Annotated in this window: 20 protein-coding genes and 1 pseudogene; 11 read left to right on the forward strand and 10 right to left on the reverse strand. The window is 58.0% G+C overall.

From position 1 onward, the window contains the following. Positions 1 to 28: 28 nt before the first annotated feature. On the forward strand, positions 29 to 574 hold the full coding sequence (locus ACR0AI_RS02420; protein WP_170688689.1) for a carboxymuconolactone decarboxylase family protein: 546 nt from the start codon (positions 29 to 31) through the stop codon (positions 572 to 574). Here the strand turns inward: ACR0AI_RS02420 and mnmA are convergent. Beyond that, complete coding sequence (gene mnmA / locus ACR0AI_RS02425) at positions 571 to 1,716, reverse strand: tRNA 2-thiouridine(34) synthase MnmA (RefSeq protein WP_480670945.1); 1,146 nt, start codon at positions 1,714 to 1,716, stop codon at positions 571 to 573. The genes ACR0AI_RS02420 and mnmA overlap by 4 nt on opposite strands. Before the next feature lie 128 nt (positions 1,717 to 1,844). Between mnmA and sciP the strand changes: the two genes are divergently transcribed. From sciP to ACR0AI_RS02450, 5 genes are all read left to right on the forward strand, one after another. Beyond that, positions 1,845 to 2,138 carry a CtrA inhibitor SciP gene (sciP, locus tag ACR0AI_RS02430; protein WP_480670943.1) on the forward strand — a complete coding sequence of 98 codons (294 nt, stop codon included), beginning with the start codon at positions 1,845 to 1,847 and terminating at the stop codon, positions 2,136 to 2,138. Between the two features lie 84 nt (positions 2,139 to 2,222). Further along, a complete protein-coding gene (gene ctrA / locus ACR0AI_RS02435; protein ID WP_170466869.1) occupies positions 2,223 to 2,939 on the forward strand; it encodes a response regulator transcription factor CtrA in 717 nt (238 codons plus the stop codon). 125 nt (positions 2,940 to 3,064) lie between these two features. After that, positions 3,065 to 5,317 (forward strand): NAD-dependent DNA ligase LigA, encoded by a 2,253-nt coding sequence (gene ligA, locus ACR0AI_RS02440; protein WP_480670941.1) that lies wholly within the window; start codon positions 3,065 to 3,067, stop codon positions 5,315 to 5,317. Further along, a complete protein-coding gene (recG, locus tag ACR0AI_RS02445) occupies positions 5,314 to 7,404 on the forward strand; it encodes an ATP-dependent DNA helicase RecG (protein WP_480670939.1) in 2,091 nt (696 codons plus the stop codon). Before ligA ends, recG begins: the two co-directional genes overlap by 4 nt. 113 nt (positions 7,405 to 7,517) lie before the next feature. Further along, on the forward strand, positions 7,518 to 7,640 hold the full coding sequence (locus tag ACR0AI_RS02450) for a hypothetical protein (RefSeq protein WP_419737977.1): 123 nt from the start codon (positions 7,518 to 7,520) through the stop codon (positions 7,638 to 7,640). A 186-nt stretch (positions 7,641 to 7,826) separates the two neighbouring features. Here ACR0AI_RS02450 and ACR0AI_RS02455 read toward each other — a convergent pair whose 3' ends face one another. Both ACR0AI_RS02455 and ACR0AI_RS02460 read right to left on the reverse strand, forming a co-directional pair. Continuing rightward, positions 7,827 to 8,465, reverse strand: coding sequence for a MarC family protein (locus tag ACR0AI_RS02455; RefSeq protein WP_480670936.1), 639 nt, complete (start codon positions 8,463 to 8,465; stop codon positions 7,827 to 7,829). Between the two features lie 59 nt (positions 8,466 to 8,524). Beyond that, positions 8,525 to 8,977 carry an iron-sulfur cluster assembly scaffold protein gene (locus tag ACR0AI_RS02460; protein ID WP_480670934.1) on the reverse strand — a complete coding sequence of 151 codons (453 nt, stop codon included), beginning with the start codon at positions 8,975 to 8,977 and terminating at the stop codon, positions 8,525 to 8,527. Between the two features lie 48 nt (positions 8,978 to 9,025). Between ACR0AI_RS02460 and hisI the strand changes: the two genes are divergently transcribed. Then, a complete protein-coding gene (gene hisI / locus ACR0AI_RS02465) occupies positions 9,026 to 9,415 on the forward strand; it encodes a phosphoribosyl-AMP cyclohydrolase (RefSeq protein WP_480670932.1) in 390 nt (129 codons plus the stop codon). A 55-nt stretch (positions 9,416 to 9,470) separates the two neighbouring features. Here the strand turns inward: hisI and gluQRS are convergent, their stop codons facing one another. From gluQRS to ACR0AI_RS02485, 4 genes and pseudogenes are all read right to left on the reverse strand, one after another. Then, positions 9,471 to 10,343, reverse strand: a complete 873-nt coding sequence (gluQRS, locus tag ACR0AI_RS02470; RefSeq protein WP_480670930.1) for a tRNA glutamyl-Q(34) synthetase GluQRS — start codon at positions 10,341 to 10,343, stop codon at positions 9,471 to 9,473. Beyond that, on the reverse strand, positions 10,340 to 10,954 hold the full coding sequence (locus ACR0AI_RS02475) for a class I SAM-dependent DNA methyltransferase (RefSeq protein WP_480670928.1): 615 nt from the start codon (positions 10,952 to 10,954) through the stop codon (positions 10,340 to 10,342). The genes gluQRS and ACR0AI_RS02475 overlap by 4 nt, the downstream gene beginning before the upstream one ends. 37 nt (positions 10,955 to 10,991) lie before the next feature. Next, a complete protein-coding gene (gene trmFO / locus ACR0AI_RS02480; protein WP_480670926.1) occupies positions 10,992 to 12,332 on the reverse strand; it encodes a methylenetetrahydrofolate--tRNA-(uracil(54)-C(5))-methyltransferase (FADH(2)-oxidizing) TrmFO in 1,341 nt (446 codons plus the stop codon). A 257-nt stretch (positions 12,333 to 12,589) separates the two neighbouring features. Next, positions 12,590 to 13,384 (reverse strand): annotated as a pseudogene (locus tag ACR0AI_RS02485) (enoyl-CoA hydratase); the annotation flags it as partial. 49 nt (positions 13,385 to 13,433) lie between these two features. Here ACR0AI_RS02485 and ACR0AI_RS02490 point away from each other — a divergent pair. Continuing rightward, positions 13,434 to 13,877 (forward strand): PaaI family thioesterase, encoded by a 444-nt coding sequence (locus ACR0AI_RS02490; RefSeq protein ID WP_475215944.1) that lies wholly within the window; start codon positions 13,434 to 13,436, stop codon positions 13,875 to 13,877. 63 nt (positions 13,878 to 13,940) lie between these two features. Here the strand turns inward: ACR0AI_RS02490 and ACR0AI_RS02495 are convergent, their stop codons facing one another. Next, positions 13,941 to 14,168 (reverse strand): DUF1127 domain-containing protein, encoded by a 228-nt coding sequence (locus ACR0AI_RS02495; protein WP_480670924.1) that lies wholly within the window; start codon positions 14,166 to 14,168, stop codon positions 13,941 to 13,943. A gap of 99 nt (positions 14,169 to 14,267) precedes the next feature. Here ACR0AI_RS02495 and ACR0AI_RS02500 point away from each other — a divergent pair, with 99 nt between their 5' ends. From ACR0AI_RS02500 to rpsI, 3 genes are all read left to right on the forward strand, one after another. After that, positions 14,268 to 15,671, forward strand: a complete 1,404-nt coding sequence (locus ACR0AI_RS02500; RefSeq protein WP_480670922.1) for an aminotransferase-like domain-containing protein — start codon at positions 14,268 to 14,270, stop codon at positions 15,669 to 15,671. A 161-nt stretch (positions 15,672 to 15,832) separates the two neighbouring features. Then, a complete protein-coding gene (gene rplM / locus ACR0AI_RS02505) occupies positions 15,833 to 16,291 on the forward strand; it encodes a 50S ribosomal protein L13 (RefSeq protein WP_170373746.1) in 459 nt (152 codons plus the stop codon). 6 nt (positions 16,292 to 16,297) lie between these two features. After that, complete coding sequence (gene rpsI / locus ACR0AI_RS02510) at positions 16,298 to 16,783, forward strand: 30S ribosomal protein S9 (RefSeq protein ID WP_039535473.1); 486 nt, start codon at positions 16,298 to 16,300, stop codon at positions 16,781 to 16,783. 59 nt (positions 16,784 to 16,842) lie between these two features. Here rpsI and ACR0AI_RS02515 read toward each other — a convergent pair whose 3' ends face one another. Both ACR0AI_RS02515 and ACR0AI_RS02520 read right to left on the reverse strand, forming a co-directional pair. After that, positions 16,843 to 17,871: an alcohol dehydrogenase catalytic domain-containing protein gene (locus ACR0AI_RS02515; RefSeq protein WP_480670920.1), complete on the reverse strand. Its 1,029-nt coding sequence runs from the start codon at positions 17,869 to 17,871 to the stop codon at positions 16,843 to 16,845. A 175-nt stretch (positions 17,872 to 18,046) separates the two neighbouring features. Then, the gene (locus ACR0AI_RS02520; RefSeq protein ID WP_480670918.1) at positions 18,047 to 18,601 is read right to left on the reverse strand and encodes a hypothetical protein; all 555 of its coding nucleotides are present in this window, start codon (positions 18,599 to 18,601) and stop codon (positions 18,047 to 18,049) included. Positions 18,602 to 18,708: the final 107 nt, after the last annotated feature.

Raw genomic sequence — 18,708 nt, forward strand, 5'->3', positions numbered from 1 at the left:
GATATCCTGCGGCAGAAGGAGAGCCTAGATGACCCGTATTCCCGCCTTGACCGACGATGACATGACACCGGCCGCGCGAGCCGCGCATGCGGAATTGGGCGCATATGGGCCGTTCGACAATTGGGCGCGGGTGGCGGCGCATTGCCCGCCGGTTCTGGAACATGTCAGCGGGATGCTCACCACCTTGCGCGCGCAGGCAACCCTTCCGCGCCGCGCGTTGGAGCTGGCGATGGTCACGGTCTCAAAGCTGAACGCCTGTGACTATTGCGTGTCGCATCACACGCCCTTGCTGACCGTTGCGGGTCTCAGCGCAGAAGGCGTGGCGCGGCTGCCGGAGGTCGAGGATCACCCCGAGCTGGACGCTTGTGACAGGGCGGTGGTCCGCTATGCCGAAGCAGTGACCACCCGATCAGGCAGGATGCGCGACGCCGAGATCTCGGACCTGAAAGAGTGGTTTACTGACGCGCAGATCGTTGAACTGACATGGCGCATTGCCCTTTGCGGGGCGTTCAACCGGTTCAACGACGCCCTTCAGATCCAGATCGAACCCGAGGTCACGCCGGTCTCGGCCTAGTAGCCGCGCCAAATCCAGCCGCCGCCAAAAATGCGACTGCTGTTTGGGTCGTAGAACACGCAGGCCTGACCGGGCGAGATACCTTCCTCGGGTGTCAGCAGTTCGACCTCGGCCGTGGTTTCAGACAATGGTCGAATGATCGCCTCGCGCGGGGGACGGGTTGATCGCACTTTGACCGACACATGCCATTCGTAGCGTGACGTGAAGGGTTCATCACCCAGCCAGTTGATCTCGCGCACGGGAACAGTTCGCGTGGCCAGCATCTCTTTCGGGCCGACAACGACCTGTTTCTTGTCGACATCCAGTTTCACCACGTATAGCGGCTCGCTCAAGCCTCCGATACCCAACCCGCGGCGCTGACCGATCGTGTAGTGGATCACGCCGTTATGCTCAGCCAAAATACGACCATCGGCATGGACAATCTCACCGGGTTCAGCCGCGCCGGGGCGCAGCTTTTCGATGACGCTGGCATAGTTACCGTTGGGGACAAAGCAGATGTCCTGACTGTCGGGCTTGTCCGCCACCGCCAGGCCGTATTGCGCTGCCATTTCGCGGGTTGCGTCCTTCGAGGGCAGGTGGCCCAGAGGGAAGCGCAGGAAATCCAGCTGCTCGGGCGTGGTCGAGAACAGGAAGTAGGACTGATCTCGGTTCGCATCCTCTGCGCTGTGCAGCTCAGGCCCTTTTGGTCCCATCTTCCGCTGGATATAGTGGCCGGTCGCCATGCAATCAGCTTCTAGGTCTTTGGCCGTTTCCAGCAGGTCTTTGAACTTTACACGCTCATTGCAGCGGATGCAGGGCACAGGTGTCGCGCCCGCCAGATAGCTGTCGGCGAATTCGTCAATCACAGCGTCCTTGAAGATGTTCTCATAATCCAGAACGTAATGCGGGAAACCACGCTCTTCGGCCACACGGCGCGCGTCGTGGATATCGATCCCAGCACAGCACGCGCCTTTTTTGGCCAGCGCCGCACCGTGGTCATACAGCTGCAACGTGACGCCCACGACATCATAGCCCTGATCCGCCAGATATGCGGCCACGACGGAGCTGTCGACACCGCCCGACATAGCAACCACCACCCGCGTTTCCGAGGGCGGTTTGGCAAAGCCAAGCGAATTGAGTTGGGTCTCGGCGGCGAGGGCCATGGCGATTCCAGTCCGGGTTAAGAAAGACCGGCAGAATATAAGAAAATTCTAGACACTCTCAAGGGGTGGTTTCACGCAGCATTAAGTAGGCTGGTGTCAACTTTGTCGCAGCAGAAAGGGGTTGAGAGATGTATTTGCACAAAGTTGAAGGTCCGCGGTCTGTAACCCTGCCGGATGGCACGATTTTGTCACAGGCCGATCTACCCCCGCCGGACACGCGGCGCTGGGTGGCGTCGCGCAAGATCCTGGTCGTGCGCGGGGTACTATATGGCCTGATCACCTTGTCCGAGGCCAAGAAACGCTATGGCATCAGCGATGAGGAATTCAACATCTGGGTCTCCGCCGTAGCAGAGCATGGCGTCGATGCACTGAAAGTTACCGCGCTAAAAAAATATAGACAACCTAAAGGCGAAAATGAATAAGTGATTCAACGGTAACGCAAGATTAACCATTCTTGGTCAGGTTTATTTTTAATTGGAAGTTTTGACCCGAATTGGAGCAGTGAAATGAGAATACTTCTTGTCGAGGATGATCCGACCACGTCCAAAAGCATTGAATTGATGCTGACGCATGCCAACCTGAATGTGTATGCGACGGACCTTGGGGAAGAAGGGATCGACCTGGCGAAACTCTATGACTACGATCTTATTCTTTTGGATCTGAACCTGCCGGATATGAACGGGCATGAGGTTCTGCGCCAACTGCGTATTGCTCGGGTGGAAACGCCAATTTTGATCCTGTCCGGCGCTGATGACACCGAAAGCAAAATTAAGGGCTTCGGGTTTGGGGCAGACGATTATCTGACCAAACCGTTCCATCGCGAAGAACTGGTGGCCCGTATCCACGCTATCATTCGCCGCTCTAAAGGGCATTCGCAATCGGTGATTCACACCGGTCGGGTGGCGGTCAATCTGGATGCGAAAACCGTCGAGGTGGATGGGCAGACGGTGCATTTGACGGGTAAGGAATACCAGATGCTCGAGCTGTTGAGCTTACGAAAGGGCACAACTCTCACGAAAGAGATGTTCCTCAACCATCTCTACGGTGGCATGGACGAACCCGAGTTGAAGATCATCGACGTGTTTATCTGCAAGCTGCGCAAGAAGCTCAGCAATGCGACGGGCGGTGACAACTACATCGAAACCGTATGGGGGCGCGGCTACGTGTTGCGGGACCCGCAAAGCAACTCGCTTGATGAGACGCGGATGGCAGTCAACGCCTGACGTCCGAAGACACTTGCCACCCATGGTCCAGAGGGTGGCATTTCCACTCACGGCTCAGCACGTCTGGACCTAGCCATGACCTCGCCCTATCACTGAGGTCCAGAATAAAGTGACAGGGCGAGGCCATGAGCAATTCCATCTCGATAGCAGACCTGAAAGAGGATGAGGCACGCGCCGAACTCGCGCGCCTTGCAGACCTGCTGTTGCGGGCCAACCGGCTATACCACGGGGAAGACGCGCCTGAGATTTCGGATGCCGAGTACGATGCGCTGAAACGGCGAAATGTCGAAATAGAAGAGAAATTTCCGCATCTAAAACGCTCTGACAGTCCGAGTGATCAAGTCGGCGCGCGCCCGGCGGACGTGTTCTCCAAGGTCACGCATGCACAGCGCATGATGTCATTGGGCAATGCGTTTGATGATGAGGATGTCGCGGATTTCGACCGCTCGATTCGCAAGTATCTCGGCCTGTCTGCAGATGCGCCATTGGCCTATACGGCTGAGCCCAAGATCGATGGGCTTTCATTGTCCCTGCGGTATGAGCAGGGAAAACTGGTCCAAGCCGCCACACGGGGCGATGGAGAAGTGGGAGAGAACGTGACGGCGAATGCCCGAACGATCTCTGATATTCCGCACACAATCGAAGGCGCCCCCGATATTCTAGAAGTGCGCGGCGAGGTCTACATGTCTCACGCGGATTTCGAAGCGCTTAATGAACGTCAGGCAGAGGCTGGCGGCAAACACTTTGCCAACCCCAGAAATGCTGCAGCCGGTTCGTTGCGACAGCTGGATGCCGAAATCACCCGCGCGCGACCGTTGAAGTTCTTTGCCTACGCGTGGGGAGAGCTGTCGGCCCCTCTGGCTGAGACGCAAGATGGGGCGATTGAGCGACTGAAAAGCTTAGGATTCTCGACCAATCCGCTGACACGTTTGTGCAAATCAACTCAGGACATGTTGGCGCACTACCGGTCGATCGAAGAACAGCGCGCGACGCTGGGTTATGATATCGACGGTGTGGTCTACAAAGTGGATGACCTTGGCCTGCAAGCCCGTCTCGGGTTTCGATCAACGACGCCCAGATGGGCCATCGCGCATAAATTCCCCGCCGAACTGGCTTGGACCCGGCTTGAAGCGATTGACATTCAGGTCGGCCGCACCGGCGCGCTCAGCCCTGTTGCGCGCTTGCATCCGGTTACAGTTGGCGGAGTTGTCGTGTCGAATGCAACGCTGCACAACGAAGACTATATCGCCGGGCGCGATGCCAAGGGTGGCACCATCCGGGATGGCAAGGACATCCGTGAGGGGGACTGGGTACAGGTCTATCGCGCTGGGGATGTGATCCCCAAGATCGCGGATGTCGACCTTTCGAAACGGCCCGAAGATGCGGTTCCTTATGAGTTCCCGCGCACGTGTGGGAAGTGTGGAAGTGCGGCGGTGCGCGAAGAAGGTGACGCGGTGCGGCGCTGTACGGGTGGCATGATCTGCCCGGCGCAAGCTGTTGAGAAATTGAAGCATTTCGTGTCTCGCAAGGCCTTCGATATAGAAGGCTTGGGCGCAAAACAGATCGAGATGTTCTATGAAGATCCGGTCCTGCCGATCAAAACGCCTGCTGATATTTTCGATCTGCAAGACCGGGACTCCAGCACTCTGTCCCGTTTGAAAAATCGCGAAGGATGGGGGGACACCTCGGCCAGCAATCTGTTTGCGGCCATTGATGAGAAGCGGACCATTCCCTTTGCTCGCTTGCTGTTTGGCCTTGGCATCCGCCATGTAGGTGAGGTCGTGGCGCGTGATCTTGCGCTGCACTACCGCGACTGGGAGGCAATGTCCCAAGCGGTCGATACCGCGCGCCCGGCGGCGTTCGCGTATCGCGCCGCGGATCAAGCGGAAGAGGCTGAACGGTTGGCCGCAGCATCTCAAGGGCGTCGGGCGCGGATCAAGGAAAGCCGCACCGCCACCATCGCGGAATTGTCCGTCCCCGAAGAGGCTTCAGCCGCGTGGACGGATCTGATTGCGGTTGACGGGATCGGCGCGACGGTTGGTTTGGCTCTGTCCGACGCCTTCGCCAATGTTGAGGAGCGACAGGCCTTTGATGCGCTCAAGGCGCATTTGACCGTTGTGCCACCCGATGCGCCAGCCTCAGAAAGCCCGGTGGCGGGCAAGACCGTGGTTTTCACCGGCACGCTGGAAAAGATGACACGCGCCGAAGCCAAGGCACGGGCCGAGGCGTTGGGGGCCAAAGTCTCAGGCTCGGTCAGTAAGAAGACCGATATTCTTGTTGCGGGGCCGGGTGCTGGCTCGAAGGCCAAAAAGGCGGCAGAGCTGGGGATCGAAACCCTGGATGAGGATGGCTGGTTGCAGCTGATCGACGGCGCATGAGCGGACGGCCAGAATCCTTGTTTCCCCTGTTTGCAGGGGTTGAAACCTTGGAGGGGGTCGGCCCGAAGACTGCTCAGGCGATGGCGCAGGCCGGGATGGAAAGCCCGCGCGACGTTCTGTTTGGCTTGCCCTATGCCGTGATTGATCGACGCAGGCGCGACACGATCCAAGGGGTTGATCTGCCGTCTACGTTGACGGTTGAGGTCACGGTCGGCACGCATCGCCCATCTCGGAACAGGGGCGGCGCGTATCGGGTCCATGTCGAGGACAGTCAGGCCGATTTCCAACTGGTGTTCTTTCACGCGCGTGGCGACTACCTGAAGAAAGTCCTGCCGGAGGGATCGCGCCGTGTGATCTCGGGCAAGTTGGAGCTGTTCGACGGCATGGCGCAGATGGTGCATCCCGATCATATGCTGCCGGTGGATCAGGCCTCGGACATTCCTGAGTTCGAGCCGGTCTATCATCTGACGCAGGGGATCACGCAGAAGACCATGTTCAAGGCCGTCCGCAGCGCTTTGACGCGTGCACCACACCTGGCCGAATGGGCTGATCCGGCGCAGATCAGCAGTCAGAACTGGCCCTCATGGCACGCGGCAATTCAGGCCGCACACAACCCTCAAGGCGCGGATGAAGTGGCCTCATTCGCCCCGGCGCGAGAGCGTTTGGCCTATGATGAGCTGTTGGCGCATCAGTTGACGCTGGCTCTGGCGCGGCAGCGGGAACGCAAAGCACGCGGGATTGTCAGTGTTGGCACGGGCAAGTTGCAATCGAAGGTTCTGGCGAGCCTGCCTTATCGGCCAACTGGTGCGCAGACGCGGGCGATAGGTGAAATCGCGGGCGATATGGCTTCGGAGTCGCGCATGAACCGGTTGCTTCAGGGTGACGTGGGCGCAGGCAAAACGCTGGTTGCGTTCATGGCTCTGCTGGTCGCGGTCGAGGCCGGAGGGCAGGGGGTCATGATGGCCCCAACCGAGATCTTGGCGCGCCAGCATCTTGAGGGGTTGCGTCCCTTGGCGGAAGAGGCTTGCGTTGTGTTGGAAATCCTGACCGGACGCGACAAGGGCGCGGAGCGGCGGGCCAAGCTGGCTGCTTTGGAAGCTGGCGATATCCAGATTCTCGTAGGCACCCATGCGGCGTTCCAAAATGATGTGGCGTTCAAGGCCTTGCGTCTGGCGATTGTCGACGAACAGCATCGTTTTGGCGTGCGCCAGCGGATGGAGCTGTCGGAAAAAGGGCAGGGTGCCGATGTTCTGGTTATGACGGCCACGCCGATCCCACGCAGTCTCGCTCTGGCGCAATATGGCGATATGGATGTCTCGGTTCTGGACGAAAAGCCGCCGGGGCGAAAACCGATCAAGACCGCGATTGTCAGCACGGGACGGATGGAAGAAGTCGTCGCCCATCTGCGCCGCGCTATTGAGGAAGGGCGGCAGTGTTACTGGGTCTGTCCGCTGGTCGACGAATCCGAGGTCTCCGACCTGACGGCGGCGGAAGAGCGGTTCAAACGCCTGCGCGCTATCTTGGGAGAAGGCACCGTTGGTCTGGTCCACGGGCAAATGCCGCCTGCCGAAAAAGATGCCGCCATGACCGCGTTTCAGACGGGTGAAACCAAGGTCCTGGTGGCGACGACGGTGATTGAAGTGGGCGTGAACGTCCCCAATGCATCGATCATGGTCATCGAACGGGCCGAGATTTTCGGTCTGGCTCAACTGCACCAGTTGCGCGGACGCGTTGGCCGAGGGGATGCGGATTCGACCTGTCTGCTGATGTATCAGGCGCCTCTCAGTGAGGGCGGCCGCAAACGGTTGGAGGTCCTCCGTGAGACCGAGGATGGCTTTCGCATTTCTGAGACCGATCTACAGATGCGCGGTGCGGGAGATCTGATTGGAACCGCCCAGTCGGGCCTGCCGAAGTTTCGTATTGCGGATCTGGAACGGCAGGCAGGATTGATGGCCGTGGCCCAGACCGATGCGCGGGCCTTGCTGAATACCGATCCCAAACTGACCTCGGACCGGGGAAAGGCCGCGCGTGTTCTGCTTTGGCTGATGAAACAGGATCAGGCGATCCGTTTGATTTCAGTAGGTTAGTAACTAAGTATCCATAAAGTTCGCAAATGTTCTCAAAAAGTTCTTTACCGACTCGGAGAAATATGAGAACAAAAGGTCAACAAAGGATTAAATCCCTGACCCGGAGGTGACCCATGCTGACCCAGATCAAGACCGTATTTACGCGTTCGCACTCGACCATCCTGCAAGATGCAGCGGGTGTTGCGTCTCTGGTCGTTATGCTGATGGTCGCTCTTCACCTTCCGGTTGGTTTCTAACCCTTTTTGCCTGCGATCTCGTGCCGAATAGCCCGCGCCTGTCATCCCCAGTGAAATCAAGGGTGACCTGTCTGTCCCAAACCCCTTGAGGGGCCATGCCTCGGCCCCGCGCGGTGTCCCGGACCCCACACGAGAAACGCATTGCCTGCCGCCGCCCTTCCCGCCCGGAAGGAGCGGCGGATTTTTTTAGAGCTGGCCGGTCTTGATGATTTCCAACATCGCCGACAGAACGGAATTCACCGCGACCGAGGCCAGGATCATTCCCATTACACGGCTGATGATTGCCGCGCCAGAATGACCGATCAGGCGTATGATCGGCTCGGCCAGAAGCATTAAAACAAAGGCGATAAGCACGACCGACAACATGACCAGCGCAGTAATCCCCTGGTCGGCGGCGCTGTAGCGGTGGTTGTCCGTTAGGATCACGATCGCCAGCATCGCACCGGGTGAAGCTAGCGATGGCACAGCCAGAGGGAAGATCGCCGGGTTGTGTTTATGGACCTTATCATCCTTGTCGTCTTCGGCGGCGCGTTGTTCGATCTCCTGCTTGCTTTCGCCAAAAATCATCGTCAGCGCGAACAGGAAAAGGATGATCCCTCCGGCGACCTGGAACGAGTTCAACCCGATATCAAGCGCCTCAATCAGCAATTGTCCGAAGACGAGGAAGAACAGCAGCACGCCGGCACTGATCAACGACGCGAGCATCGCCGTTTTGCGCCGTGCAGCGGCTTCGAGGCCCGCAGTGACGGCGATGAAAACAGGAATTGTGCCGATCGGGTCAATGACAACCCACAACGTAACGAAGTGTTCGAGCAGGTTGTTCACGCCCATTCCTCCACAGAAGTTTGGGTGAAATTAAACAGGTTAAGGCCAAAACGCCAAGCTTAGGCGCAGTTCGACTGTTCGGCTTGTTCCATCGCCTCAGCTGTTGCCTCAAGCGCCAGCATGATTGAGGCATGGCGGTTTTTGTATTCGCGGGCGGGGATCAGAACTTCAAGCCCGTCAAACGGGGCATCCGGGGAAGGGCCGTCCTTTTTTAGCATGGTCTTCAGCTGATCTCGGGCGGTTTCAACTTGTGCCCGCGTTGCACCAATCACCGCATCGCCAACCACTGAAGCAGCGGCCTGACCGAGGGCGCAGGCTTTGACGTCCTGTCCGAATTCGACAACGCGACCGTCTTTCATCGTCACGTCGACGGTTACGGTCGATCCGCAAAGCGGCGAGCGTTTCTTGACTGTCGCATCGGGCTGATCCAGCCGGTCCAGATGCGGGATGTCAGCCGCCAGCGCCAGAATGCGCCCGGAATACAGCTTTATCAGGTCGTTCTCGCCGCTCATGGCTTTCCCTCGTTCCGTGTTCCCCATACATAGTGGTCAGCCTTCGGGATGCAAAAGGTTTTTGTCATGTCTGACACTGTCACGTTCGATCCGTCCGATCTGAAATATAACGAAGCCGGGTTGATCCCCGCCATTGCCCAGGATCACGCCTCGGGCGAAGTATTGATGATGGCCTGGATGAACCAGCAAGCGGTTGAGCGCACGTTAGAAACGCGGCGCGTCACTTATTGGTCGCGCTCGCGCCAGACGTTCTGGATCAAGGGCGAGACGTCCGGGCATATTCAGGAGCTGGTCGATTTCCGCTTTGATTGCGACCAGGATTGCATTTTGGTCGTGATTCGTCAGACCGGCGCGGCATGTCACACCAATCGCCGGTCCTGCTTCTACACGGCTGTGCGCGATGGCGAAGAAGTCGAGTTGATGAAACCGATGGAATGAAGGACGCAAGCGTCCTTGCCTTCGGCGAGAGTATTTTTGAAAAGATGAAGCGGGGTCAGAGGCCGACCATGGCACGGATATCCTGAGGGGTTGCACCTTCGGTCCTGTATTTTGCGATGGCACGAGCGTCGTCTCGTTTAGCGAGGCGTTTACCATTCGGGTCGCGGATCAAGCCGTGATGCAGGTATTTGGGCGTGGGAAGGCCCAGCAGAGCCTGCAGGAGGACGTGAATTCGTGTTGCCTCAAACAGGTCCTGACCGCGAATGACATGGGTCACACCCTGCGCCGCATCGTCGAGGACGACGGACAGGTGGTAGGAGGTGCCCATACCTCGGCGGGACAGGACAACATCACCGATCGTTGTTTCCAATTCGGTTTTGTTGAAGGAAATGCGACCAGTTTCCCCATTTGGTCCAGTGCCTAGCTCGAGAAAACTGCCGCTCCCATGTGACAGAACGGATTGTGCCGCCATAGCCATATCAAGCCTGAGGGGCGTGTCTTTAGGTCGTTCTTTGCTGTTTCGGCTGGCTTTGTGCCGACAGGTACCGGGATAGATGATGCCATCCGGCCCGTGCAGAGGTGCCCCTTCCTGCGGGGCACTGGCCGCCGCCGCGATATCCTTGCGATTGCAGGTGCAGGGGTACAATAGACCTTTCGACCACAGGGTATCGAGGGCCTGTTCATAGATTTGGATGCGCTCAGATTGCCTCAAAACGGGTGTTGGCCAGCTGAGGCCCAGCCATTCGAGATCCGCATAGATCTGATCCTCCCACTTCGGTCGCGCGCGGGATTGGTCGATATCCTCGATCCGCAGCAGGAATGTGCCGCCTTCGGAGGCAGCCTTGTCACTGGCCAGCATCGCCGAATAGGCGTGTCCAAGATGCAAGGGACCTGTAGGGGAAGGCGCGAAGCGAGTCGTAAAAGTCACGTCTTTTCGAGGATGTACACGTCAGATTTCATGTTCATTCCGGGCAGATGAGGCCCGTATTCCTTAAACAGCAGGCGCGCGGCCCCCATGTCCAGCCAGTCGTTCAGGCGTGAGGTATAAGAGTAGTCCGCAAGTGCATGATCGTTATAAGAAAATGCCAACAGGCCATCCTTGGGTAGCGCGTGCATGAGGAGGTCCAGAGTTTCAGGTGGTGCTGCTCCGGCACCGATCACTCCGATGGCTGAAATGGTCGAGTAAGCGCCGTGTTCAATGGGTTCGGGATCAGAGATGTCAAAGCCGATCAGCGATCGATAGACGTTCTTCGCTTTGGCCTCCTCAAGCATATTGGGCGTGGGGTCCATTCCGTCGATCAGTTCAAACCCGACTGAGCGCAGCGCAACACCAGACAACCCCGTTCCACAGCCATAGTCGAGAATGGGTGTTTGTGCCTCGGGCCTCTTGGACCACAGCGCTTTGGCAACCCGACCCGGCGTGGCATAACCCTGTTCTGCGACAGAATCCTCATAGGTTGCGGCCCATTTCTGGTAGTGCGCTTGGGTGTCCTGCGGAGATTTCGATCCGTATGTGTCCTTGAAAAACTTGTCACTCATAACCGCATGTTAAGCCGCTGGGTCCGCTATCGTCCAGTCAGCTTTGCGCGAGCCACTCCGTCCATTCAGCCTTGGCGCGGTCGGTGTAGGCCTTGTAGCGGTCTTTGCGTCCCCGGCGGCCACCTTTCAGGCCATCTACAGGGCGGAACAGGCCGAAATTGACGTTCATGGGTTGAAACGTCTTGGCCTCTGCGCCGCCAGTGATGTGATGGATCAAGGCACCCATGGCGCTGTCCTGCGGTACCTTGGGCAGGGTGCGGCCCAGAATTTCAGCGGCTGCCAGTCGACCTGCCAGAAGCCCCATGGCCGCGCTTTCGACATAGCCTTCTACACCGGTGATCTGACCGGCGAACCGGATATTGGGCTTTGATTTCAAACGCATCTGCGCGTCCAGCAAAGTCGGAGAGTTGATGAACGTATTGCGGTGTATCCCGCCAAGGCGTGCGAAACTTGCGTTCTCCAGGCCGGGGATCATGCGGAACACCTCGGTCTGGGCGCCGTATTTCATCTTGGTTTGGAAACCCACGATGTTGAACAGCGTGCCAAGAGCGTTGTCGCGGCGCAGCTGCACAACGGCATGAGGTTTCACGTCTGGCTGATGGGGGTTGGTCAGACCGACGGGTTTCATTGGCCCGTGGCGCAGAGTTTCACGGCCCCGTTCAGACATCACCTCAATCGGCAAGCAGCCATCGAAGTAGCCTGCGGTCTCGCCCTCGTGGAACTCGGTTTTATCAGCGGCCAGAAGGGCGTCAATGAAGGCCTCGTACTGATCGCGGTCCATGGGGCAGTTCAAATAGGCGGTACGCTCTTCCTCGGTCTCGCCTTTGTCATAGCGGGACTGCATCCAGGCTTTACTCATGTCGATGCTCTCGGCATAGACAATCGGCGCGATGGCATCAAAGAAGGCCAGCGCGTCTGAACCGGTTTCGGCTTGGATGGCTTCACCCAGCTTGGCCGAGGTCAGAGGGCCGGTGGCAAAGATCCACTGCCCGTCGTCGGGCAGAGAGGTAACCTCTTCATCCGTCACCGTGATCCGGGAATGCGCGCGCAGTTTGGCCGTGACCGCCTCGGCAAACGGGTCGCGGTCGACGGCCAGCGCCCCGCCTGCGGGCAAGCGGTGGTCATCTGCGGTCGTCATGATCAAGCCGTTCGCAGCGCGCATTTCCCAATGCAACAGGCCCACGGCGTTTTGTTCATCATCATCCGAGCGGAACGAGTTGGAGCATACCATCTCGGCCAGATTGCCGGTCTGGTGCGCAAAGGTGCCCACGGTGGGGCGCATTTCGTGGATCACAACATCCACGCCCATTTCCGCCGCCTGCCATGCGGCCTCGGACCCGGCCATGCCGCCGCCCACGATATGCAATGCTTGTGTCATGCGCTGCCACATAGGGCAGAGCCCAAGCAGGCGCAACTGAGCAACCGTCAAATGCTTCAGATTTTAGGGGGGGTCTTGGGGTCGCCGCTGCGGGAATGTCAACGCCAGTGAGAGAAACCAGCTTGGAGGGACCTTCCGCCCACGGCGACCCAAAAGTGTAGCTGAAGCCTTAGCCTCGACCCAGCATTGCCACAGTGTTGCCCTTTTGAAAAGTGCAAAAATGATAACAGTGGTGAAAAATGTTCGGAATAATAGCCTTATTGAGACCAATTCGGCGGGCGTTTTTCGATAAACGCAGAAATGCCTTCTTCAGTATCGCGATGCAGCATATTCTGCACCATTACCTCTCCGGTATAGGCATAGGCTTGATCCAGCGGCATTTGAAGCTGTTGATAGAAGGCCTCTTTTCCGATTTTGACGGCGACGCCCAGCTTGTCTGCGATTTGTTCGGCCAAGGCGAGGGCTTGGTCGTTGAGTTGAGTTTCAGGAACAACCCGATTGATCAACCCCAGCTCTTGCGCGCGTTCGGCTGAGAGGAATCCTCCGGTGGTCAGCATCTCAAATGCCTGCTTTTTGGGGATGTTGCGGCTGAGCGCGACCATGGGAGTTGAGCAGAACAGGCCGATATTCACTCCGTTCACGCCAAAGCGCGTGCCCTCGGCTGCGACGGCCAGATCGCAGGTCGCGACCAATTGACAACCGGCGGCCGTGGCAATGCCGTGGACCTGCGCAATAACGGGTTGGGGCAGGGACTGAATCGACATCATCATCTGCGCACAACGGTTAAAGAGGTCCTGGAAATAGGCCTTGCCGCCATCCTCAGACTGACGTCCGGCTGTCATCTGTTTCAGATCATGCCCGGCGCAGAAGGCCTTGCCTTCGCCCGACAGTATAACTGCACGGATCGAGCGGTCATCGCGCAGCGTGTCGAACTCGGACTGCAAGGCGGCCAGCATCTCGTCGCTCAGCGCGTTCAGCCTTTCGGGCGTGTTCATGTGCAGCCGCGCGATGGCACCTGTGTCGTTACGTTCCAAAATTGCCATCTTGCTCTCCCGCTGGCTGTTGGGCCAACTCTAGGGTGAGAAGTGAAGGAGGGGAAGCATGGGATTGGCGTTAAGCAAAGACGAGCTGTCGCAGTACCTTAAAGAGGTATTCCCGCAGGTTCATCGCGATTTCGTGGTTGAGGACCTGACCGAGGAGACGATCACCATGCGCCTCGTGGTCGAGGACCGTCATTTACGCCCCGGCGGTACGGTCTCAGGCCCGTCGATGTTCGGTCTGGCAGATGTTTGCGTCTATGCCATGGTGTTGGCGCGCAAGGGGCGTCAGTCCTTGGCGGTGACGACCAACAGCTCTCTGGACTTTTTGCGCAAACCCGAAGGTGGCAAAGATCTGATCGCGGAATGTCGCCTTCTGAAACTGGGGCGCACTCTGGCCGTTGGCGATGTATTGATTTACTCGGTCGGGGCAGATCAGCCCGTGGCGCGGGCCAGTATGACCTATTCCATCCCGCCGGCCGGGTCTTTGGCTGCAAAATTCGGATAAAAAGGGCCGGGGCGAACCCCGGCCAGGGAAGAGGTCCCAAATGAATTTGGGACTGGGGATGGGTTAAAGCTGCCAGAAATAGCGCTTGATTTCGCGACCGGCTTGCAGACGGGTCAGGCCTACGTCCTTGAGCAACCTGTCATCCAGCTTTCCCAGATTGACGCGACTGCGACGACGGCGTTCCCATTGAGTGACCGCCGCCGCAAACTGCACGGCCAGCACAGCGATCAGCGGCAGCCGGGGGCTGGCGTTCAGCAGTGTAAGGGCGGGAGTGTGCATTGTGCGTGTCATCTCAGTATTCCTTTCAAATTGTATTGACACAAAGTAGTAATGTTCGGTACATAAGCTTGATACATTCGCAGTTGTGTCAAATGCAAAGGAAGAATTGTAATGGATACAATTTGGCCGGAGACGCTGCCAAAATCCAAAGGGCCCAAATACACCCTGGTGGCTGATACAATACGAAAAGCGATTGAAACTAAGACGTTAGATATCGGGGCCAAACTGCCCCCTGTGCGCGAACTCGCGTATCGACTCCAGATCACTCCGGGAACCGTCGCGCGGGCCTATACGATTCTGACCGAAGAGGGCTTGCTACAAGCTGAGGTCGGACGTGGTACATTTGTCGCCCCTCCGAAATCTCCGATTTTGGACGATGTCTGGTCTCGGCAGCTTCATCTGGCTGAGGCTCAGAATGCCAATCACGTCAGCCTGTTCAGCCCGAGGCTCGCGGATATGGGGCAGGTGTCTCTGATCCGCGAGTGTCTACAGAAAGTCGCGCAGTCGGATCCGGCTTTGTTCATGAATTATCCGACACGCGATGCGTATAGACCTATGCGTCAGGCGGTTGTTGAATGGTTGTCGGACTTGCCGCTTGGCAAGTTGAGCGACGACGACATTGTACTGACACATGGAGGTCAGAACGGCCTTTGCCTTGTATTCCAGACCATTCTGCAGGGCCCCAAACCGATCGTTATGGTCGAAGACCTCTCCTATGCCGGGTTCCGTCGCGCGGCAGAGTTGATGCGGGCCGATGTGGTTGGCATCCGAATGGACAAATGGGGCATTGACCCGGCAGCGATGGAGCATGTCTTGCGCCAGACGCCAGCGCAGGCGGTCTGTGTCTCGCCCGAGGTTCAGAACCCGACCGGGCTGCACACCCCTTTGGAGCGGCGCAAGGAAATCGTGGAAATTGCACGGAAATACGATGTGCAAATTGTCGAGGACGACTGCTACCGGATGGGAGACGCGAAGGAACCAAGTTTCCGCGCGTTGGCCCCTGAGCGAGGGTGGCACGTATCTTCGATCTCGAAAGTGCTGACACCGTCCTTGCGCGTCGGCTTCGCTATTGCGCCCAGAGACCGGAGCGTAGATCTGCGCCGCTCAGCCGAATACGGGTATTTTGGCCTGGCGCAGCCGCTGGCCGAACTGACTCGGCTGCTGCTCTCTGACCCTCGCACGCACCAAATAGCGCGGGATGTACGCTCGCGGATGGGAGAGTATGTGCGAGTGACCGTGAATGCCTTAGGCGGGTTCGAACTGAACTGGGCGCCAGATGTGCCGTTTGTTTGGCTGCATTTGCCGTCGGGTTGGCGGGCAGCTGCGTTCAGTCGCGCGGCCGAACGAGAAGGAATACAACTGCGATCTGCGGATGAGTTTGCGCTACGGGACGGGCGCGCCCCGAATGCGGTGCGCATTGCGATGAACGGACATGTATCCCTGCAGAGGTTCGAGGATGCGATGCTCCGCCTGCGGGCTTTGCTGGACAATCCGCCTGAACAAATCAGCGTTTAGGTGGGGTAAAATAATACCTATTTTATAAGTATTTGAAAAAGCTATATAAAAACTTGATTGCGTGTGTTGACGTGCATTCTAAGCAGGTCTAAACCCCCTCCATCGAATTCGGACCGCTCTGTCTTGGGGCGGTCTTTCACATCAAACAGGACTATCCTGCCATGAAAACCTTTTCTGCAACACCTGCAGACATCGACAAGAAATGGATCCTGATCGACGCCGAGGGCGTTGTTCTGGGCCGTCTTGCCTCGATCGTCGCCATGCGCCTGCGTGGCAAGCACAAAGCGTCGTTCACCCCGAACATGGACATGGGCGACAACGTCATCGTGATCAACGCTGACAAAATCCAGATGACCGGCAAGAAGCGCGAAGAGAACTTCTACTGGCACACTGGCCACCCGGGCGGCATCAAGTCGCGCACCAAACAGCAGATCCTGGAAGGTGCACATCCTGAGCGCGTTGTCGTTCAGGCCGTCAAGCGCATGCTGCCGGGCAACCGTCTGGCGCGTCAGCAAATGACCAACCTGCGCGTATATGCCGGTGCCGAGCACCCGCATGAAGCCCAGGCCCCCGAAGTTCTGGACGTTAAGTCCATGAACAAGAAAAACACCCGGAGCTAATGACCGATGGCTGATCAGATCAATACTCTCGAAGAGCTGAGCGCCGTCGCAGGCGTTGAAACCGTGGCCGAAGAAGTCATCGTACGTGAACCCGTACGCGACGAGCTGGGCCGCTCCTACGCCACCGGCAAGCGTAAAGACGCTGTTGCCCGCGTTTGGATCAAGCCGGGTTCCGGCAAGGTCACTGTGAACGGCAAAGACCAGGACAAGTACTTTGCACGTCCCGTTCTGCAGCTGATCCTGCGCCAGCCTTTCCAGGTTGCTGGTGTTGAAGGTGAGTTCGACGTTGTTGCAACCGTCAAAGGCGGTGGCCTGACCGGTCAAGCCGGTGCGGTCAAGCACGGCATCTCGAAAGCGCTGCAGCTGTACGATCCGTCGCTGCGTGGCGCTCTGAAAGCTGCTGGCTTCCTGACCCGCGACAGCCGCGTTGTGGAACGTAAGAAATACGGTAAGCGCAAAGCGCGTCGTTCGTTCCAGTTCTCGAAGCGTTAATCGCTGCGAACAACGAAGTTCAAAAGGGCTCGCAATCGCGGGCCCTTTTTTTCATACGTTTAGGGCGTGATCATTACCTTCCCGTCGCTCGTTTTCAAAGCGTCCGCTAGGTTGGAGATCAGAGAGCCTAGCTTCAGATGCTCGGATACGTCCGTTTTCCAGCGCCCGTCGGCGAAACGCGCCTGAACCTCGGTCACAACGCGCATCTGGTCGGCCGGAGGGGTGGTCATCATCCAGTTTGTCAGCCAGAACCCCTCGATCCGTTTGCCCATAAAGATCAGTTGCCCGGTTTGGGTCAGGGTCGGGGCGTCGCTGCCGAGTTTGCCATAGCAAATCCAGCGCGCGCGATTGGGCATGGCGCAGAATATATGCTCGGACAGAGGGTCCATGACGGCGTCGAGAAAGACGCGGGGCTTCAGCTTGGCGCTCAGCTCGGCAAATTGGTGCGCAACGTCAGGGTCCGTTGTGACAAGAACTTCCGCAGCCCCAAACTCTTTCAGCATCGGAACAGTCTCGGCGCGCCGCACCATGGCGATGGGCTTCAAACCCAAATCCCGCCCAAGGCTGCACATCAGCTTACCCAACTGGCTGGTGGCGGCTGAAACAATAAACGCATCTCCGACTTCCTTGGCCATATCGACCATGGCCATCGCGGTGAGCGGATTGACGATCTGCGCAGCCCCGTCATCGTCCGAGATGTCGGGGCGCAGAGGGATGCACATTTGCATCTGGGTCACGACATATTCGGCCCAAGCCCCTGATCCGGCAGCAACAAAGGCGACGCGTAGGCCTTGTAAGCCTTCCGCTCCTTTTCCCGTTGCCACAACATCTCCGCACCCTTCAAAGCCCGCAGCGGCACCTTTGACACGGGGTTGGCCGTATTCGCCTTTGATGAAGTGAATGTCTGACGGATTGACCGAGGCGGTGCGCAGACGGATCAGAACCTGTCCGGGGCCGGGGGTCGGGACGGGCAATTCGGCGTCGGCCAGCCACTCAGACGCGTCTGTGATCGTGGGGCCTGTCATGGTGCCGGAATAGCCGTCATGTTTCAGGACAACGGCGCGCATGGTGGAGGGTAAATCGGTCATTGGTCAGTCCTTGAGTTGCGCCGGGGTCGCCGGATCAGGCTTCAGCCTTATGGCAAAGAAAAGCGGCGCGGGGTTCTTGTTGGGTCAAGCCAAACAAAAGCCCCGCGCCGCGTCAATTCTGCCGCGATCTAACGTCACGGCATGTGGAAAAGGCCGTCCGTGGACGGCCTGACCCTTATTGGCTCATCGCTTTTTGCAGGTCCTGAAGCTTGGTAAGAACCGCCTCGGGCGAGGCCTTGATCTCATCGAGGATCTTGATCACCTGATCTTTGACACCCTGTGCCATCTCGCTGTTCTGGACCGAGGCGACCATGGCGTCATAGTCGAAGTTCTGAGCGGTCAGCATGCCTTCTTGAACCCATGAGTTGAACAGTTCCTGACCCTGATCCGCCAGCGAGGCAACTTGATCACCGGCTTGATCTGCCGCCTCGGAGGCCTGATCCGCGATTGAATTGGCGGCGTCAGTGGCCTGATCCGCAACAGATGACGCGGCCTCAGAGGCCTGATCAGTCAGAGATGACGCCGCTTCGCTGGCTTGTTCCGTGGCCGATTCCAGTGCTTCGCTTGCGGCCTCTTGCACGGCCGAGGCCGCTTCGCTGACCGCATCGCCTGCATCCTCGGCTGCGGCTTCAAGTCTTTCGGCCGGCGTCGGTTCGGGTTGGTTGAGATAAAAATACCCGCCCGCGCCAAGGCCGACGAGGACGATGATAATAAGAAGAGTACGCGACATTATGTGTCTCCTTTGGAAATTTGTGCCGCTGGGATGATCCAAATCTAGGACGACTCAAAGGGGAATTCTTGTGATTTCTCAGCAGAATACGGGTTTGGGCCAAGCTA

The sequence above is a fragment of the Ruegeria sp. BG3 genome (assembly GCF_056538485.1).

Bases quoted from the DNA above. Each gene is read 5' to 3' on its own strand.
- ACR0AI_RS02420 (WP_170688689.1), top strand. From the start codon at position 29: ATGACCCGTATTCCCGCCTTGACCGACGATGACATGACACCGGCCGCG.
- mnmA (WP_480670945.1), bottom strand. From the start codon at position 1,716: ATGGCCCTCGCCGCCGAGACCCAACTCAATTCGCTTGGCTTTGCCAAA.
- sciP (WP_480670943.1), top strand. From the start codon at position 1,845: ATGTATTTGCACAAAGTTGAAGGTCCGCGGTCTGTAACCCTGCCGGAT.
- ctrA (WP_170466869.1), top strand. From the start codon at position 2,223: ATGAGAATACTTCTTGTCGAGGATGATCCGACCACGTCCAAAAGCATT.
- ligA (WP_480670941.1), top strand. From the start codon at position 3,065: ATGAGCAATTCCATCTCGATAGCAGACCTGAAAGAGGATGAGGCACGC.
- recG (WP_480670939.1), top strand. From the start codon at position 5,314: ATGAGCGGACGGCCAGAATCCTTGTTTCCCCTGTTTGCAGGGGTTGAA.
- ACR0AI_RS02450 (WP_419737977.1), top strand. From the start codon at position 7,518: ATGCTGACCCAGATCAAGACCGTATTTACGCGTTCGCACTCGACCATC.
- ACR0AI_RS02460 (WP_480670934.1), bottom strand. From the start codon at position 8,977: ATGAGCGGCGAGAACGACCTGATAAAGCTGTATTCCGGGCGCATTCTG.
- hisI (WP_480670932.1), top strand. From the start codon at position 9,026: ATGCAAAAGGTTTTTGTCATGTCTGACACTGTCACGTTCGATCCGTCC.
- ACR0AI_RS02475 (WP_480670928.1), bottom strand. From the start codon at position 10,954: ATGAGTGACAAGTTTTTCAAGGACACATACGGATCGAAATCTCCGCAG.
- trmFO (WP_480670926.1), bottom strand. From the start codon at position 12,332: ATGACACAAGCATTGCATATCGTGGGCGGCGGCATGGCCGGGTCCGAG.
- ACR0AI_RS02490 (WP_475215944.1), top strand. From the start codon at position 13,434: ATGGGATTGGCGTTAAGCAAAGACGAGCTGTCGCAGTACCTTAAAGAG.
- ACR0AI_RS02495 (WP_480670924.1), bottom strand. From the start codon at position 14,168: ATGACACGCACAATGCACACTCCCGCCCTTACACTGCTGAACGCCAGC.
- ACR0AI_RS02500 (WP_480670922.1), top strand. From the start codon at position 14,268: ATGGATACAATTTGGCCGGAGACGCTGCCAAAATCCAAAGGGCCCAAA.
- rplM (WP_170373746.1), top strand. From the start codon at position 15,833: ATGAAAACCTTTTCTGCAACACCTGCAGACATCGACAAGAAATGGATC.
- rpsI (WP_039535473.1), top strand. From the start codon at position 16,298: ATGGCTGATCAGATCAATACTCTCGAAGAGCTGAGCGCCGTCGCAGGC.
- ACR0AI_RS02515 (WP_480670920.1), bottom strand. From the start codon at position 17,871: ATGACCGATTTACCCTCCACCATGCGCGCCGTTGTCCTGAAACATGAC.
- ACR0AI_RS02520 (WP_480670918.1), bottom strand. From the start codon at position 18,601: ATGTCGCGTACTCTTCTTATTATCATCGTCCTCGTCGGCCTTGGCGCG.